The sequence below is a fragment of the Flavobacterium ginsenosidimutans genome, from assembly GCF_003254625.1.
Lineage (GTDB): Bacteria > Bacteroidota > Bacteroidia > Flavobacteriales > Flavobacteriaceae > Flavobacterium > Flavobacterium ginsenosidimutans.
The window spans coordinates 336,901-352,766 of record NZ_QJRJ01000079.1 but is presented as its reverse complement, the minus strand read 5'-3'; the positions used below and the strand labels follow the sequence as shown (position 1 = coordinate 352,766).

Genomic DNA, 15,866 nt, shown 5'->3' with positions numbered 1-15,866 from the left:
TTATTTTTTAGCTTCGTCTATGCGTTTTTGGATTAAATCCCAAGCATAATAATGGAAAGTCATTCCGTTACTCATTGCTACGAAAAGTCCGTTTTTGTATTGTCCACCAAGGTTAACGCTTGTTACATCAGCACCGTCACATTCGATTGTAGAAGTTGGAACTTCGGCTAACAATGGATGATTGTTCGGATTTCCTTTCGCGCCTTCTCTTGGATAAACCATAAAAGAATTTGCCTGCTGATTCGATACTAAAATATATCCTGTAGAATCTGTTTTTTTGTAAATCGCAATTCCTTCGTGATCTGCTTTGAAATCTTTCTGACCAAAGAAAGCCAATTCTTTATTATCGTTTAAAGCTGGATCTGCTTTGTATTTTCTAATTCCAGCTTGTTCATCACAATAGTACACGAAACCTAATTCGTTATCTACAGCAATAGCTTCAATTTCTTTTTTACCGCTGTATGTTCCGAATTTACGAACCACTTTTGCTGCAGCAAATTTTCCGTTTCCAGAAAGTTCATATTGCCATAAATAACTTCCAGAAGGGCCCGTTTTTCTTCCCACAATAGCAAAAATCTTACCATCGCTTGGGCGTGTATATAAAGCAACTCCCATTGGATCGCGTTGCGCTTCTCCATCAAAAACAGGAATTCCGCCGTTATCAATTGGTTCTAAATCAGGTAAACTGAAAATTCTGATTTTATTTTCTTCACGTTCAGTTGTAACCGCAACGTCTACTTTTTTTCCGTCAATAATTAATCCGTAAGCGATATCAACATTGTTTGGACGTTTTAGCGGAATTGATTTTTTAAGGATTTTTCCATTCAAATCAAAAGCATACAAACCTCCGTCTGTGTCTTTATCTGTTCCAACAATAATACTTTTTGAAGCATCAGTTGGATTAATCCAAATTGAAGGATCATCTGTATCGTGAGGTAAAGCTTCTGTAACAATTGTAGGTTTTACTGCGTTTGGCTGAACTGGCGCTAATTTATCGTTTTTGCAAGCTGTAAATGCTAAGCTTAAAAGTAAAAAAGCAACTAAAGATTTATTTTTCATTATGTTATATATTTTAATGCAATTAGACAGAGCGCTAAACTCTGTCTAATTTAAGAATTTTAAAAAAGTGCAGATTACAAGTCTAATTTCAATCCGAAATTGTAACGTGGCTGGTAATATTCAGCTTGTTTTGTATGTGCAGCAACTCCTTGGTAGTAACGTAACGGTTGGTTTGTTAAGTTATTAGCTTCAGCAAAAAAGCGAAGTTTTGGAGTAATTTTATAAGAAGCATTTGCATCTAAGAAAAACTGCTTGTCATAGTAGCTGTCTTTGTAAGACTCAGAACCTAATTCATCTAAATAATCAGATGTAAAGTTTGTTGAGATTCTTGCAGAGAAACGTTTGTTCTCCCAAGATAAAGATCCGTTAAACATGTGCGGAGTAGTACCTGGAAGACTGATCTCATTTCTTTCGTTTCCATCCTCATCAGCAATACCTTTTGCTTTAGATTGCGTGTACGTATAGTTCAAATAGATAGCAAAACCTTTTAAGAATTTACCTGGTAAGAAATCTAATTGACGTTGAAATGCAACCTCAAATCCATAAACATCAACATTTTCACCATTTCTAGATTGTAAGAAAGACCAGTTTTCTCCTGCTGGAATTGGGTTTACTTGATTAGGGAAATCTGCAGCAAATTTCGCATCAGTATATTGATTATCGCTGTAATTGTAAATGAAATCATTTAATCTTTTGTAGAAAACACCTCCAGAAATTAAACCAACAGATTTGAAATAGTTCTCAGCCATGAAATCATAATTGTATGAATAGGTAGCTTTAAGATCTGGATTTCCAGCTGTAATTTCTTTATCAGCAGCGATATTGTTTACATAAGGAGCCAATGCATAATAGTTTGGTCTAGCCAACGCAGTTGTAGCAGCAGCTCTCAAAACTAAATCTTTTGTTGCGTTGTATTGGAATGAAATACTTGGCAATAAATTAGTGTATGAGTTTGTATTGTTGATTTTACTTTCTAATTCTTCCTCGTCTAACACACGGTTTCCTGTATAATCAATATGAGTATTTTCAACACGGAAACCTAAAACCATAGAAAGTTTATCGTTAAAATCTTGATCCCATCTTACATAAGCAGCAGTAATTCTTTCTTTAGCATTATAGTTTACAGCTAAATATTCTGCTGGATCTGCTTCTTTTTCAAATAGAGAAGCATTGTTTAAATCTAAACTTCCTAAGAAAGAAGCCGAAGCGAAAGTTCCTGGCATATATTTGCTTCCTGGATTAAATCCGTTTCCATCATAATAAGATGTTGGAACTTGCGATAATAATTCCATGTCGTCGTTAATTGGAGTATAAGAATAGAACATATTGTTTCTTTCTTTTTCTTTTAAACGAAGTCTAAGACCTGTTCTCAATCTTCCTTTTTCACCTGCAATTACAGAGAAAGGGAAACGGATGTTTACTTTAGCACCAAATTCGCTTTCGCTTGTTTCATCTGTATTTTCAGTAACAGAATCAAATGTAAATTCATCAACAGATTCTCCAACAGTTGTCATTAAAGGAAATCTGATATCTGATAAATCTTGGAACATTTCTAAACCTTTTTGACGGTATTCGATATAACGCTCACCTGGACGGTATTCTCTAGCTTTTGCATAGTTAGCAGACCAATCTAAATCTAATGTAGAATTGATTAAATGCTCTCCGCGAATAGAGTAGTTTTGAACTCTTTGATCCTCTAATCTTCTGTTTTTGTTTCTACTATTGTCTAAACCACCTTTTGTCTGACGTTTTACACGGCCTTCAAAACCAACAATTTCTTCACCATTATAAAGTGGCTCAATATCATCGTAAGTAGTTCTGAAACGGTTTTCTCTATCATCTCTCCAGTTGTAGATTGCATTTGCAAAAATCGTATTGTTGTCATTAAATTTATAATCTAAAGCAACAGACGCACTACGACGGATACGTTGTACATCATATTTTCTGATTTCTGAAGCTTGTAGATATTCATTTCCAAAATCATCTTTTACCCATTCGTTTTCGATGTTATCAGAACCGTAATCAACATTGTTGTAAGATCCGCTGAAAACAACTCCTAATTTATCATTTGCAAAACGGTTACCATAAACAAAACCAGCTGTGTAAGAAGCGTGATCGCGAATTGGCAAATAACCTCCTGCAAGAGTTGCAGAAATTCTTTCTCCGTTTGGAGTTGCTCTTGTAATTAAGTTTACAGAACCTCCAATTGCGTCAGCATCCATGTCTGATGTAAGCGTTTTGTTTACTTCGATTGTAGAAATCATATCAGATGGAATTAAGTCCATTTGTACGTTTCTATTATCTCCTTCAGCAGACGGAATACGGTCACCATTTAAAGTTACAGAGTTCAAAGATGGAGCTAAACCTCTAATAATAATGTTACGAGCTTCACCTTGGTCATTCTGCATTGTGATACCTGGAACACGTTTTAAAGCATCTCCAACGTTAGCATCAGGAAAACGTCCCATTTGATCTGAAGAAATTACGTTTCCGATGTTTTTGTTATTTTTCTGTTGATTCAGCGCTTTTGCCTGACCTTTTAAGATATCTCCAACAATAACCTCTTTCAGTTCATTTTCAGAAGCTTTAAGAGAAAAATCAATTACGTTGTTTTTTCCTTGCTCAACTTTTATTTCTTGAGTTAAAGAAGTAAATCCAATATATTTTACTTCAACTTGATACGTTCCTTCATTAATGTTTAATAATTCGAAACGACCGTTGTAGTCTGAAACGGTGTATTTTTTCTCGCCTACAATTTGAACCATTGCTCCAGGAAGAGGCAGTTTGTCATCGGCGTCTAATATCTTTCCTGATATAATCGCTTTCTGAGCAAAACCTGTAAAGGCGAATAAAAAGAATGCAGTTAATAAATAGAATTTTTTCATTGTGTGTGTGTTTGGTTTTTATTTTGGTTGCGAAGCTAGAACCCTATTATTACTAAACCCTTGAAAAAAAATTAACATAGTGTTATGATTAATCCCAACGTGTTAAGATTTATTAATCTTTAAATAACATGAGAAGCATCAAATAATTGATTTCCAGTAAAAAGAAAAATGATATTTTGGTTGTATTTGAAAATTTGGCGTTAAATTTGCCGTATCAATCACAATCAAAAATCATCAATCATGTTAAAACAATTTTTTATCCTATGTTCAGGAGCCGACCGTGATCTCTTGAAAGACTGCTCAGAAGGCGAACAAACCAAATATGTTGGTATTGGTGCCACCGTATTCTTTACAGCAGTTATGGCTTTTTTAGCCAGTGCTTATGCACTTTTTACCGTTTTCGATTCTATTTATCCCGCTTTAATTTTTGGATTTGTTTGGAGTTTACTAATCTTCAATTTAGACCGATTTATTGTTTCTACGATTAAAAAGAGGGATCGTTTTATGGATGAATTCCTGCAAGCAACTCCACGTATTATATTGGCGATTATTATTGCGATTGTAATCTCTAAACCTTTAGAAATTAAGATTTTCGAAAAGGAAATCAATACCGTTTTATTGAAAGAGAAAAACGAAATGGAATTGGCCAATAAAAAACAAATTGGAACCTATTTCAAAACGGATTTAGATAAAAATAAAGCAGAAATCGCAGCGCTTAAAGCGGATATTGTAAAGAAAGAGAAAGAAGTAAACGCTTTGTATTCGGTTTATATTACCGAAGCCGAAGGGACTGCCGGAACTAAGAAATTAGGAAAAGGTCCAGTTTATAAAGAAAAACGCGAAAAGCATGATGCAGCTCTAAAAGAGTTTGAAACGCTTAAAAAAACAAACGAAGCTAAAATCGCCGAAAAAGAAAAAGCAGGCGTACAGCTTCAAGCCGATTTAGATAAAAAGGTTTCGCAGACACAGCCTATCATTGAAGGTTTTGACGGATTAATGGCGCGTATCAATGCGTTAAACAAACTGCCTTGGTTGCCATCGTTTTTCATTATGCTGTTGTTTTTGGCAATTGAAACCTCTCCAATTATAGCTAAATTATTAGCCCCAAAAGGAGAATTCGATTTCAAACAAGAAGAAGCCGAAACGGCAATGAAAGCAACTTTGGCACAAAATAAATACCAACGAGATTTATTGGTTAAAACAAGCGCAGAAATGCATGATAAAGTCTACGCTGATATTGCAGAAGATAAAGGTTTATTCGATTTACAACGAAAAAATGCCAAAGAGCTACTGGAACTGCAATCGCATAAATTTGTAGAAAAACAAAAAGCGACTTTATAAGTACAAAGTGCAAAGTTTAAATGCAAAGCCCGAAATAGAATCTCTATTTCGGGCTTTTTTTATTTTAGACAAAGTCAATAATCTTTGTACTTTGTACTCAGAACTTTGTACTTTTAAATTACATGTAGCTTAAAATCTCTTTTTTATAAGCATCATATTCTCCCTGCATGATTAAACCATTGTCAAGAAGTTTTTTATAATTCTGTAATTTATCAAAAAGTTCTTCTTTAGATAAATCGCTTAATTTACGTTCTCCAGCTGGTTGAGACGGAAGCGGTTCATAAGTTTCTGTAACAGCAGGAGCAGCAGGTAAAATTTCTGCAAAGCTTGTTACTTCTTCAGTTTCAACTTCTTCGATTTCGTCTTCAAATTCTGGCTCTGCTTCTTCAACAATTTCCTGAACTGGCGCTCCTGCGGAAACTGGATTTTTCAATAAATCCAATTGTTCTTTAGCGTAAGTATAAATTTTTCTAGCCTGAATTTTCGGAATATAATCAATAGAAACAGCTAAATCTGTTTTTGTGCCAAATGAAAACTCAGAACCTAAAATGTTTTCTTTTACAAAAGTACTTGCAATATCATCCCAAGTGTAATCAGTAAAATCCATAGAAAGACCTAAATTTTTAGGCTTACAGATAATGATACGTTTGTTTGTTAATACAATACTATCAGGAAAAACAGTAATTGCAGGTTTTTTTTGTACTGCGATATAACCAACTTCCTCACCTTTCATCAATAAATCTGTAAGTTTAGAAGTGATTTTTTCAATCGCTTTAGGATCTTGTTCTTCGTTCAGAAATTTTTTAAATTGTTCTTTCATGATTCTTCTTAATTGCTAATTTGCAAATTGATTGGGGTTGTTAAGTTTTTATCTCACCGTGCAAATGTAATGCCTAATTTTCTAATTCGATAATTTCATTCTGAATTTTCTTTGCCAAACTTTTGAAAACCAATTCGTACGAATGATCTATAAGTTCCTTCACGAATTTATCAGGTAAATTTCCGTTCAAAGCCACGGTATTCCAGTGCACTTTACTCATATGAAATCCAGGTTGTATTTCGTCATATTCTGCTCGAAGTTCCTGTGCGCGGTCTGGATCGCATTTTAAATTTGCTGATTGCTCATTTTTTTCCCATTGAGAAAGCGAAGACAAAGCAAACATTTTCCCGCCTACTTTAAAGACCAAAGTATCTTCATCAAAAGGGAAATGCTCGCTGACACCTTTTTTTGAAAGACAATATTCGTAAAACGTTTCTAAATTCATAACTTTTTATTTACCAATTTCACCTAAATGCGTGTATTTAAAACCTTTTTCATATTTAAGGCCATAACCAAAAATGCGATCCATTGCCGAATGTGAAAATAAAATAATTCCTGCTAACTGCACAATTTCGATATTTAAATAAAATCCAGCAGCATAAATTAAAAGCGCAATCCCTTTGTGATGAAAGACGTTATAAAGAAATGCTCCAATTTTGTTTCCAAAAACATAACCAATCATCGATAAATCGGGAATTAAAATTAAAGCCAAAAACCACCACGATTCATAATTTAAACGGTTGAAAAGAAATATTCCAAGAATAAATAAAGCGACTTCCTCAAGTTTTAAGACTGTTTTCATTTGACTATTTTTTCCATCATCTTTTCAGGATGATTTAGTTTTGTAAATCCGAATTTCTCGTATAAAAAGTGAGCGTCGGTTGTTGCCAATCGCCAGATTTTAACTTCTCGCAATTGGGGTTCAGTCATCATCGTTTCAATTAAAATGGATGAATATCCTTTTCCACGATGTTCTTCTGTAATAAAAACATCCATTAAATAAGCAAAAACTACATAATCGGTTATGACGCGAGCAAAACCAATTTGCTTGCCATCTAAATAAATTCCAAAACAAACCGAAGCATCAATCGTACGCTGGACTTCTTCAATAGTTCGACCCGCCGCCCAATAAATGTCTTTCAGGAAGTTTTGTATAAACGGAACATCGAGTTTGGTTTTATCTGTAGAAACGGTTATCATTTTAATTTTAGATTTTAGAATGTAGATTTTAGATTTTTGAAGTAGAGTAATCTAAAATCTACATTCTAAAATCTAAAATTTTATATAATAAAGGTTTGCTCGGGCTTGCATCATTTTCAAACGAAGCGATTTGAAGATTTAGTATGTAATTTCCATCTTCAATTTCGTCTGAAACATAAATCATTTCGGTGATTGTAGCATTTAATCTTGCGTCAGAATTCAGATTATGCGTGTCTTTTACATTCCAAAACGCTTTATGCGCCAATAATTTTCCTTCGTCATGTTCTTTGTCTACACTTGGCAAATCAATCAATAAATGTTGAATTTCGCTTTCGCGGATGAAAACAGCAGCATCTTCAGCTAAATAAGGCGGATTGGTATTAGAATATTTTCGAGACTTTTTTTCTAGCTGATTTGGAAGTGTTCTAATGATTAAAGCTTCTGTTTTTTCAGCAAGCAAGTTTACAATTTGATCTTTTGTAATAACAAAATCATCTTTAATCTTTTCAGGTTCAATCGTAATCAGTTTAGCAAAAAAGAAGAATTGTTTGAGAGATTCATTAATACTGTAAAAATCATTTGTAATATGTCCCAAACATTCCGTATGCGTTCCATGTCCATGCGGATTGAAGAAGATATTATTAAAATTCGTAGATGATTTTCCTTCCGAAACTTTTCCTATCCAGTCGCCAAAAACTACAGGTTCAATGACTGGTTTTTTGATATACCAAGCAATTGGGTTTTCGTCTGTATTGGTTAATGGAATAGAAATATCGATGGGTTTTGATAAGTCGATTTCGAAGTTGTTGATTTTTGCTAACACAAATTTGGATTTTTATGCCGCAAAGACGCTAAGTCACAAAGTTTAATAAATTTGAGTCTTTGTGCCTTCGTGGCTAATTTTTATTCATCCAAATTTAGATAAAATAAATCTGAAGCAATTCCATCCGTTAAAAATTTTCCTTTTGGAGTTGGTTTTAGAATGTTGTTTTCTATTGAAAGTAAATTGTCATTTAAGAACTTTTGAGATTGTTCTAGTAAATAATTCAAATATTCTGATCCGAATTCCTTTTCAATTCTGTCTAAAGAAACGCCCCAAATGGTTCTTAATCCCGTCATAATATATTCATTATAACGATCTGAAACAGTCAGGACTTCACTTTCAATTGGAAGTTCATCGTTTTGAATTGCTTTTAAATACAATGAATTATTGGCAATATTCCAGCCTCTTTTTTCGCCATCATAACTATGTGCCGAAGGTCCGATTCCGATATATTTCTTGCCCAGCCAATATGCCGAATTGTTTTTAGAGAAATAATTCTCTTTCCCAAAATTGGATAATTCGTAATGTATAAAACCATTTTTCTGAAGCATTTCAACCAAAATCATAAAATGGTTTGAAGCCACTTCATCTTGTGGTTCAGCCACTTTTCCGGTTTGAATTAATTTACTTAAAGCTGTTTTTGGTTCAACCGTCAAAGCATAGCTTGAAATATGCGGAATTCCAAAATCCAAAGCTGTTTGTATATTCTGTTTCCACATTTCGTCGCTCATTCCTGGAATTCCGTAAATTAAATCCAATGAAATATTATCGAAATATTTTGTCGTTTCTTCTAAACATTTTTTGGCTTCCGCCGAATTATGAGCGCGATTCATCATCTTCAAATCTTCTTCATAAAAAGACTGAATTCCGATGCTTAAACGATTTATCGGACTTTTAGATAATTCTAGAATTCTTCCAGAAGATAAATCATCAGGATTTGCTTCCAAAGTAATTTCAGGATTTTCTACAACTTTATAATTTTTATAAACCTCTGAAATTAAAAAGTTTATTTCATCATTTGACAATACAGAAGGAGTTCCGCCTCCAAAGTAAATTGTTTCTACAATTTCTTCTTTAAATTCATTTTTACGCATACCAATTTCTTTGGCTAAAGCCAAAACCATTTCGTCTTTCTTTTTCATCGAAGTCGAAAAATGAAAGTCGCAGTAATGGCAAGCCTGTTTGCAGAATGGTATGTGAATGTAGATGCCGCTCATTTTTTAGTGTTCAGTGTTCAGGTTTTTAGTGTTCAGTTTTTAGTATTCAGACTGATATTATTTTTTTAAATTACTGAACACTAAAAACTGATCACTGATTACTCTTTTCTAACTCCAAACTTCTCTGGGTATAGGAGCATATAGTTTAATAATTTACCTATTTCAATACTTTCGGATAAAAGCTCATTATAGGATTCGTTTGATATATATTTACAATTAAGGGCAAATTCTAACCAAACTTGTGTTTCAGAGTTTTCGCCATCAGAATCAGTTAATTTACTGTAAAAATGTTTCGGATAAATACGTTTTCTGTAAGCTTCGGCAATCGTAACCGGAACACTTCTAGATGAACGTCTAATTTGATCTGTTAATGAATAAGTTTCTTCTTTTGGAAACTGTTTTGTAATATCAAATATCTTCATTGCTAAAGAAAAAGATTTTTTGTAAGCTAATAAATCTTGAAATTTCATTAAGGTTTTTTATTCATAACGAATATAAAGTAAGAAAATTATTAAAAAAAACTTACACGGTTTTAATTAACTGATCACTAAAAATCTGACCACTGACCACTACTTCTTAACTCGATCCTCGTTTTGTTTCACAAAAGCATCCCAACCCGAATAACTTTTTCCTGCGACAACTTTCCCTGAATTAAAGTGATGACAAACCGCAGCCGCCAAACCGTCTGTTGAATCGAGATTTTTTGGTAATTCTTTTAAGCCTAAAAGCTGTTGCAGCATTTTAGCAACCTGTTCTTTGCTGGCATTTCCGTTTCCGGTGATTGCCATTTTTATCTTTTTTGGTTCGTATTCAGTAATAGGAATGCCTCTTGAAAGTCCTGCTGCCATTGCAACACCTTGAGCGCGACCTAATTTCAGCATCGATTGTACATTTTTGCCAAAGAAAGGTGCTTCAATCGCAATTTCGTCTGGACAATGCGTTTCGATGAGTTCGATAGTTCGTTCAAAAATGATTCTTAATTTTTGGTAATGATTGTCGTATTTGGAAAGTTGCAATTCATTCAATTGCAAAAATTCCATTTTTTTATTGATTACTTTAATCAATCCGAAACCCATAATTGTGGTTCCGGGGTCAATACCTAATATGATGCGTTCTTGTGTCAAGAGATTGTTGTTTCAGGTTTAAGGTTTCAAGTTTAGAAAATTGACTCATTTTCTCATTTTCAAATTGCCACATTCTCAAATTGATTACTTTTGCGGCATGATTTCAATTCCTCACAAAGCTAAGCAATTCCTTGTTCTTGTAACCAAACTTTTGATTGTTGGCGGTGCATTTTATTTTATTTACAATCAGCTGGCAAACAACGACAAATTAGACTGGAATAAGTTCATTGTTTTATTCCAAAAAAATCAATCGATTTTAGGAGTTTCGTTTATTTTGCTTTTGAGTGTGCTGAACCGTTATTTCGAGATTTTAAAATGGCAGAATCTTGCAAATGTAATTCATAAAATATCCGTTTATGAAGCCACAAAACAAGTTTTAGCCGCTTTAACTGCTGGAATTTTTACGCCAAATGGAGTAGGAGAGTACGCTGGAAAAGCTTTGTATTATCCAAAATCGGAAGCCAAAAGAGTTGTTTTTCTGAACTTAATCTGCAACGGAATCCAGATGATTCTAACGGTAATTTTTGGAATTTTTGGATTACTATATTTCAATGCGCAATTTAATGTAATTACGACCAGAACAGTTTTGATTCTTTTTGGTGGATTTGTATTGATTCTAATTATTTTGTTTTCAATTAAAAAGATAAAAGTCAAAGGATATTCAATTGAAAAACTGATTCATAAAATCAATGAAATTCCAAAACCAGTTCATCAGAAAAACATTTTTTTAGGAATCTGCCGTTATTTGGTTTTTTCACATCAATATTACTTTTTGTTTTTAGGTTTTGATGTCGACTTGCCTTATTTAACTTTGATGGCAGCGATAACATCAGTTTACTTTTTAGCTTCTTCATTGCCAACTTTTCAGTTTTTAGACTTTGCAGTAAAAGGAAGTGTTGCGATTTATTTCTTCGGAATTTTGGGTGTCAACGAATGGATTGTTGTATTTATAAGCACTTTAATGTGGTTTTTAAACGTAGTTCTTCCAGTAGTTTTGGGAAGCTATTTTGTGCTGAATTTTAAAACGAAAACTCCAGAATGATTTTCGGATTATTCACCATATTAGCAATTTATGTAATTAGCATTGCGTTGCTGATTTATGGTTTTTTAAAAATAAAAAAATATCAAAAACAAGATTTAGAACCAAAAACAAGTTTTACGATTATAGTTCCTTTTCGGAATGAAAAAGAAAATTTGCCAATACTTTTAAAAAGTTTTTCAAAGCTAAATTATCCAATAGATTTATTTGATGTAATTTTAGTTGATGATGCTTCAGATGAAAAATTTCAAGTCTCACATTTCACATTTCACATTTCACAAATAAACAATATTCGTGTTTCCAAATCTCCTAAAAAAGATGCTATTACAACTGCAATGCAACACGTAAAAACCAATTGGGTTATTACAACAGATGCAGATTGTATTGTTCCTGAAAACTGGCTTTTAACGTTTGATAATTATGTTCAGGCAAATAATGTTTCGATGCTTGCGGGCGCTGTAACGTATAAATGCGGAAACTCATTCTTAGACCATTTTCAGCAATTGGATTTGACGAGTCTGCAAGGCGCTACAATTGGAAGTTTTGGTTTGAGTAAAGGTTTTATGTGCAATGGAGCTAATTTTGCTTATACAAAAGCATTCTTCGAAAGTTTAAATGGTTTTGAAGGGAATGATAAAATTGCCAGCGGAGATGATGTTTTTTTACTGCAAAAAGCGATTCAAAAGTTTCCTGAAAAAGTTCATTATTTAAAAGCAGAAGAAGCAATTGTAACAACAAAACCAACCGAAAACTGGAAATTTTTATTTTATCAAAGAGTGCGTTGGGCGGCGAAAACAAGTTCATATAATAGCACTTTCGGAAAGTTTCTGGGATTGATAGTATTCTTTGGAAATTTGAGTTTTGTAATTGGATTTTTCTCACTTCTTTTCGGAATTTGGTTGTATCCAATTTTTGTGATTTTTGCCTTTTCTAAGTTTGCAATTGATTATGTTTTGCTTTCAATAACGAATCAATTTTTGACAAAAACTAGAATAAAAAGCCTTTTATTGAGTAGTTTGCTGTATCCATTTTTTAGTTCGGCTGTGGCTTTGTATAGTTTGTTTGGTTCTTACGAATGGAAAGATCGTCAGTTTAGAAAATAGCTTCTTTTGAAATTGAGTGCCCTAGCCCTGATGGGAGCGGCATCTCCCGATTTAGAAAAACAAGGCTTTTTAGCCGTAGTTTTTGTTTATCGGGAATATAGCGGACAGCAGGAATGAGCTCCTCATAAAACTATTTATCGTCTTTTGCTTTTATAATAACGGGCAAAATAAATTGCGTTTTTACTGGAATACCACGTTTTATAGCCGGATTTACTTTTGGGAAATCGACCAGACGTGCACGCAGAATGCTATCGATTTTTATGGTGTCATAGACTACAGAATCTTTAGGAAACTGAGGCTCAAACTTCATCTTAGAGTTAGGAAAAACAGTTATTTTTACCTCGATTGTATCCAATTCCGGATACATTATGGATAAGCTGTCTATATTTAGTTTTTCCTGAATAAGACTAGACATAACTTCAAAAAAACATTGCTGACGCAATTTTTTATCAGTAATTTTTTCGCAGCTTGGAACCGATGGATATTCGTCAACTTCTTTCCAATTAATTGATTTCAATTCTTTCTGAAGTAACTCTTTTTCAGACGGAACCTGCTTCTCAAAATATTGACAAGAATGAAAAGTAACGCATATAAAAAGAAGAAAAAACTGCCTCAAGATTTTGGTGTTGAATGAATAAACAAATGATGATATAAAAATACGATTATTTTTTTGAGAATCTTTCTCTAACTTTGAATCTTAACCTTTGCAAGAATACATTGTAAAAGCTGTATTTGTAAAGAATAAATATAGTAATTTGTAAGAACAAATTTATAAAGAATATATGGATTTATTACTGCTCATTCTTGGTTTTATATGCGTAATTGTTGGTGTTCTTGGAAGTTTTATTCCCGTTCTTCCTGGTTTGTCCAGTTGTTGGGTTGGATTGCTTTTACTATATCTTACCAAAGCAGTCGAAAATAATTATTGGGTTTTAGGGATTACTTTTGTTCTAATGGTCATCATTACTATATTAGATTACGTGATTCCGTCTAAAGGAACTAAAAAATTTGGCGGAAGCTCTTACGGAGTATGGGGAACGAACATTGGTTTGATTATTGGAATTATAGCTCCGATACCTTTCGGAATCATAATTGGGCCTTTTGTGGGAGCATTTATTGGAGAGTTAATTTATGATTCTCAAAACCATAAACGAGCGTTAAAAGCAGCTACAGGATCTTTACTTGGATTTCTTGCTTCGAGCTTTATAAACTTTCTTTTTTCAATCACTTATTTGGGTATTTTCTTGAAAATTGTGTGGGAATATCGAAACATTTTTTTTTAATTATATAACAATTTTGACTCTCTTGCGTTGCTAAAAAAAATAAATGTGAAGTTTTTCTGATATTTTTTTCTTTTGTGTTTGAATACGAAAGGGTTGTGTTTATTGGTGTTAACACATTTTTACTGTTAAGAACTGGTTACTAGGTAGGCAAATTTTTAACTTAATTTTTGGAAATGTTAAAATATTTTATATTTTTATCACGATAAACGATAAAAAGCCTCACTTTATCGATTATTTTAAACGAGTATAAATAATCATTTTTTTAAGTTATGAGTATGACCCCAAACCTACAAATTGAACTTAGACGCTTTATTTCTTCTAATGTTGTCTCCAAGTTAAACAAGTTTTATTTTGAGAACGATGCACTTTTAATCAAGGGAATAGACGTCTCGATTGGCACAATTTTAATGGGACTCTACAACAAAGCCGAAGAATCTGATTTTTACTCTGAAATAGTTTCACTAATCAAAGAAGATTCTACTTTTTACCAGGAAGTAGATTTTAATGCAGGCAGAATTTTATCAGTCGACGACTGTTACCGTTTGGAAGGAAATGTTTTACTGAAAGAATTATTCGAAAATAAAAAAGGAAGAATTTCAGAAATGGTTTCAAACGAAGTAGGTATAAAAAGCGAAACAGCTCGCGAAATACTTAACTTTTCAGCATTACTTGTAATGTCTTACTTAAGATTCAATCTTCAATTAATAGAAAGTTTAAAACTCCTTTTAGACGATCAAAAAAGAGATATCCTAAACAGCATTCCTCCCGGAATCAAAATCATCCTAGGTTTTTCAAATTACGAAACAGTAGAAGAAAAAAACCAATCTATCGGAAGATCAATATTTACCCTTTTCGGACATAATTTCTTTAGTTTCTAAAAATAAAAAATCCCATTTTCAAAAGAAAACAGGATTCATTATAATTTTACAATTTGAAAAACAATTACATGTTTTTCAAATTGATAATTTCTTGATCGGTCAAAAAGCGCCAGTTTCCACGAGGGAGATTCTTTTTGGTCAATCCGGCAAACGAAACACGATCGATACGTAATACATTATATTCGAAAGACTCAAAAATAGCACGCACTACTTTTACGTTAGAAGTACGCAGTTTAAGACCAACTTCGCTTTTTGGTTCATTATCAATGTAGCTTACTTCTTCAACAAAAACGCGGTGTCCGTCAAGAACTAAACCTTTGCTGATTTTTTCTAAATCTTCAAATTTCAGGTTTTTGTCTAAAGAAACTTGATAAATCTTAGGCGATTTTTGATTCGGCAACGTAAATTTACGAATCATATCAGTATCGTTAGTAAACAATAATAAACCAGTTGTATTCTTGTCCATTCTTCCTACAGCAGCAATTTTTGCATTTGTAGCGCCACGAACAAGTTCAAGAACGTTACGATATTCCTGACCTTCGTCAAAAGCTGTCGTAAAGTTTTTAGGCTTATTCAATAAAATATATTCTTTCTTTTCAGGAGTTAATGTAACGCCGTCAAAGTTTACAACATCATTCAGTTTTACTAAATAACCCATTTCAGTAACTACAGTACCGTTAACTTTAACGTTTCCAGACTGAATATAAATGTCGGCATCACGACGAGAACAAACACCAGAATTAGAGATGTATTTGTTTAGACGAATTTCATCTGAAGCCTTTTGTCTCTTTGCTGGCTGATTTTGTTTTCTAAATTTTTCAGCAGCAGCTTCCTGAGCAGCTTTAACTTCAGGTTTTACTTTTTTAGGCCCTTGCGCGCGCTTAGCCATAGGAGGTTTTGGCTTGTTAGAGTTTGGTCGTGAGCTATTTGGTCTCGATCCGCCTCTTTTATTGTTGCCTTCCTTGTTGTTCATAGAATCATTAATTTGTGCAAAGATAGTTTTTTCCTGCTAATAAATCTTAAGTTCAATGTTCTTAGATTAATAGCGTTTTGTTTTAAGATGTTCAGAAGCAGTACAATTGGATTTTTTTGAG

At 33.2% G+C, this 15,866-nt stretch carries 17 protein-coding genes; 5 read left to right on the top strand and 12 right to left on the bottom strand.

Features of this window, described 5'->3' with window-relative positions; genetic code table 11:
* Both DM444_RS16200 and DM444_RS16195 read right to left on the bottom strand, forming a co-directional pair.
* A complete protein-coding gene (locus DM444_RS16200) occupies positions 1 to 1,059 on the bottom strand; it encodes a phytase (RefSeq protein ID WP_111288475.1) in 1,059 nt (352 codons plus the stop codon).
* Between the two features lie 74 nt (positions 1,060 to 1,133).
* Complete coding sequence (locus tag DM444_RS16195) at positions 1,134 to 3,944, bottom strand: TonB-dependent receptor (RefSeq protein ID WP_111288474.1); 2,811 nt, start codon at positions 3,942 to 3,944, stop codon at positions 1,134 to 1,136.
* A gap of 240 nt (positions 3,945 to 4,184) precedes the next feature.
* Between DM444_RS16195 and DM444_RS16190 the strand changes: the two genes are divergently transcribed.
* On the top strand, positions 4,185 to 5,285 hold the full coding sequence (locus tag DM444_RS16190; protein ID WP_111288472.1) for a DUF4407 domain-containing protein: 1,101 nt from the start codon (positions 4,185 to 4,187) through the stop codon (positions 5,283 to 5,285).
* A gap of 118 nt (positions 5,286 to 5,403) precedes the next feature.
* Here the strand turns inward: DM444_RS16190 and DM444_RS16185 are convergent, their stop codons facing one another.
* The 8 genes from DM444_RS16185 to ruvC all read right to left on the bottom strand — a co-directional run bounded on the left by DM444_RS16185 (position 5,404) and on the right by ruvC (position 10,469).
* Entirely contained in the window at positions 5,404 to 6,105 is a 702-nt protein-coding gene (locus tag DM444_RS16185; protein ID WP_111288470.1) for a PH domain-containing protein, read from the bottom strand.
* A 73-nt stretch (positions 6,106 to 6,178) separates the two neighbouring features.
* A complete protein-coding gene (locus DM444_RS16180; RefSeq protein WP_111288468.1) occupies positions 6,179 to 6,550 on the bottom strand; it encodes an MmcQ/YjbR family DNA-binding protein in 372 nt (123 codons plus the stop codon).
* Positions 6,551 to 6,556: 6 nt separating this feature from the next.
* On the bottom strand, positions 6,557 to 6,907 hold the full coding sequence (locus tag DM444_RS16175) for a DUF4260 domain-containing protein (RefSeq protein ID WP_111288466.1): 351 nt from the start codon (positions 6,905 to 6,907) through the stop codon (positions 6,557 to 6,559).
* Complete coding sequence (locus DM444_RS16170; protein ID WP_111288464.1) at positions 6,904 to 7,305, bottom strand: GNAT family N-acetyltransferase; 402 nt, start codon at positions 7,303 to 7,305, stop codon at positions 6,904 to 6,906. The genes DM444_RS16175 and DM444_RS16170 overlap by 4 nt, the downstream gene beginning before the upstream one ends.
* Positions 7,306 to 7,363: 58 nt before the next feature.
* Positions 7,364 to 8,128 carry a cyclase family protein gene (locus DM444_RS16165; protein WP_111288462.1) on the bottom strand — a complete coding sequence of 255 codons (765 nt, stop codon included), beginning with the start codon at positions 8,126 to 8,128 and terminating at the stop codon, positions 7,364 to 7,366.
* Between the two features lie 80 nt (positions 8,129 to 8,208).
* Positions 8,209 to 9,345, bottom strand: a complete 1,137-nt coding sequence (gene hemW, locus DM444_RS16160) for a radical SAM family heme chaperone HemW (RefSeq protein ID WP_111288460.1) — start codon at positions 9,343 to 9,345, stop codon at positions 8,209 to 8,211.
* 98 nt (positions 9,346 to 9,443) lie between these two features.
* The gene (locus tag DM444_RS16155; RefSeq protein ID WP_111288458.1) at positions 9,444 to 9,815 is read right to left on the bottom strand and encodes a four helix bundle protein; all 372 of its coding nucleotides are present in this window, start codon (positions 9,813 to 9,815) and stop codon (positions 9,444 to 9,446) included.
* Between the two features lie 99 nt (positions 9,816 to 9,914).
* On the bottom strand, positions 9,915 to 10,469 hold the full coding sequence (ruvC, locus tag DM444_RS16150) for a crossover junction endodeoxyribonuclease RuvC (protein WP_111288456.1): 555 nt from the start codon (positions 10,467 to 10,469) through the stop codon (positions 9,915 to 9,917).
* A 97-nt stretch (positions 10,470 to 10,566) separates the two neighbouring features.
* On the opposite strand from ruvC, the gene DM444_RS16145 reads away from it, so the two are divergent.
* Positions 10,567 to 11,511, top strand: a complete 945-nt coding sequence (locus tag DM444_RS16145) for a lysylphosphatidylglycerol synthase transmembrane domain-containing protein (RefSeq protein WP_111288454.1) — start codon at positions 10,567 to 10,569, stop codon at positions 11,509 to 11,511.
* On the top strand, positions 11,508 to 12,611 hold the full coding sequence (locus DM444_RS16140; RefSeq protein ID WP_111288452.1) for a glycosyltransferase family 2 protein: 1,104 nt from the start codon (positions 11,508 to 11,510) through the stop codon (positions 12,609 to 12,611). The genes DM444_RS16145 and DM444_RS16140 overlap by 4 nt, the downstream gene beginning before the upstream one ends.
* Before the next feature lie 130 nt (positions 12,612 to 12,741).
* Here DM444_RS16140 and DM444_RS16135 read toward each other — a convergent pair whose 3' ends face one another.
* On the bottom strand, positions 12,742 to 13,227 hold the full coding sequence (locus DM444_RS16135; protein WP_111288450.1) for a hypothetical protein: 486 nt from the start codon (positions 13,225 to 13,227) through the stop codon (positions 12,742 to 12,744).
* 166 nt (positions 13,228 to 13,393) lie between these two features.
* Here DM444_RS16135 and DM444_RS16130 point away from each other — a divergent pair, with 166 nt between their 5' ends.
* Entirely contained in the window at positions 13,394 to 13,894 is a 501-nt protein-coding gene (locus DM444_RS16130; protein WP_111288448.1) for a DUF456 domain-containing protein, read from the top strand.
* 275 nt (positions 13,895 to 14,169) lie between these two features.
* Positions 14,170 to 14,772 (top strand): DUF937 domain-containing protein, encoded by a 603-nt coding sequence (locus DM444_RS16125; RefSeq protein ID WP_111288446.1) that lies wholly within the window; start codon positions 14,170 to 14,172, stop codon positions 14,770 to 14,772.
* Between the two features lie 64 nt (positions 14,773 to 14,836).
* On the opposite strand, the gene DM444_RS16120 is transcribed toward DM444_RS16125, so the two are convergent.
* Entirely contained in the window at positions 14,837 to 15,745 is a 909-nt protein-coding gene (locus DM444_RS16120) for a pseudouridine synthase (protein WP_111288444.1), read from the bottom strand.
* Positions 15,746 to 15,866 lie beyond the last annotated feature (121 nt).